Origin of the sequence: Prevotellamassilia timonensis (assembly GCF_021531665.1) — a bacterium.
Taxonomy (GTDB): Bacteria; Bacteroidota; Bacteroidia; order Bacteroidales; family Bacteroidaceae; genus Alloprevotella.
Genome location: NZ_JADYUH010000111.1, coordinates 1 through 1,255, shown reverse-complemented (window position 1 = coordinate 1,255; position 1,255 = coordinate 1). Strand labels below are relative to the sequence as shown.

1 protein-coding gene is annotated in these 1,255 nt (G+C 37.2%); it reads left to right on the top strand.

What is annotated here, in order from left to right:
- Positions 1–184 precede the first annotated feature (184 nt).
- On the top strand, positions 185–544 hold the full coding sequence (locus I6E40_RS10570) for a hypothetical protein (RefSeq protein WP_235387222.1): 360 nt from the start codon (positions 185–187) through the stop codon (positions 542–544).
- The last annotated feature ends 711 nt before the right edge of the window (positions 545–1,255 follow it).

Here is a 1,255-nt window from a genome sequence, read left to right as displayed (position 1 = left end):
CGATACCGACCGAATCAAACTTTAATTAATCACATTTTCAAAGAACTCTTTGGCTGTGCGGCATAGTCGTTAGACCATATGTTGAATTTTTAACGAACTATTGATATATAATTATTGTTGTGATAAATAATATATAATGTTTGCGCGTATGCGCATGTGAAAAAGAACTCTTTAGAATAGAATTATGGAACAATATGTAGACTGGCATCGAATGATAGATGAGTGCAAGAAAGCGAAAGACAACTATATAGCAATAGAGGCTGCATTCCCAGGGATAACAAACTATGAAGCCGTCAAGAAGTATTTGCAGCGATTGAAGAAAAAAGGCAAACGTGTTGCCATTCATGTGTCAAATATTGATGACAACAAATCTTCAGGAGAATTAATCTGCCATAATGATGTAATATATATATATAACAGACATAAACACATATGCGCTGATACTCAAAGTGACTTAAATGGATTTTCGTATGCAGACTATTGCAACATGTGCTCAAACCAGAACTTCATTTCTTATAATTCTCCAGCATCAAACTATATATGAATATCAAATTCTCCAATGAATTCATAAACTTTCTGATAGTTTTTGAGTTATAATATATAGGGAAGGCTGGATAATTTGCAACTATATATAAAGCGGAAGTTAGAATCTCTTATGGTTCCAACTTTCTCTTCTTTTTGCATTTAACTCTCAATCAAATTGAGCACAAGTCTGTCACGGGGACTTGTCAATAATATGTTATATGGTTACTTGACAAGGATAAGAGTGCTATGACTGATATCAAGTGTAACTGACTTGAAGAGTTTCAAGTAATTCAAGTCAACCAAACGAGAACCGTTTTCATTGCTGTCAAATATCACTTCCAGATTATGAACTATTGTGCCGCCTATAGTTATTGTCGGAATGAGGTACTTTGGCTTTGACGTGATTATTCCATTCGCATTTCTGGTCTTGCCGGTACCGAATGAGCATTCTATTTCGTTTCTCTCTCCAACGGCCTTGGCCATTCTGGCCTTGACATCAGGAGAAGGAGGGTCCTTCGGTGGACGTCCAAGAGGTTTGCAGTACGAACGGACTTCCAAGTCTCAAACGGACAAACCACAAATCACTCACAGGGACGCCGCCCAACTGATAATATATGGATTATTTCCTTCCCATGTAAGGAGCCGTTGCGTGTCAGGCCAATTATCCTGAGTAAAAAACAGCAAAATTGAGATTACTTATCTATATCATTCCATGATCCGAAGAACGCTT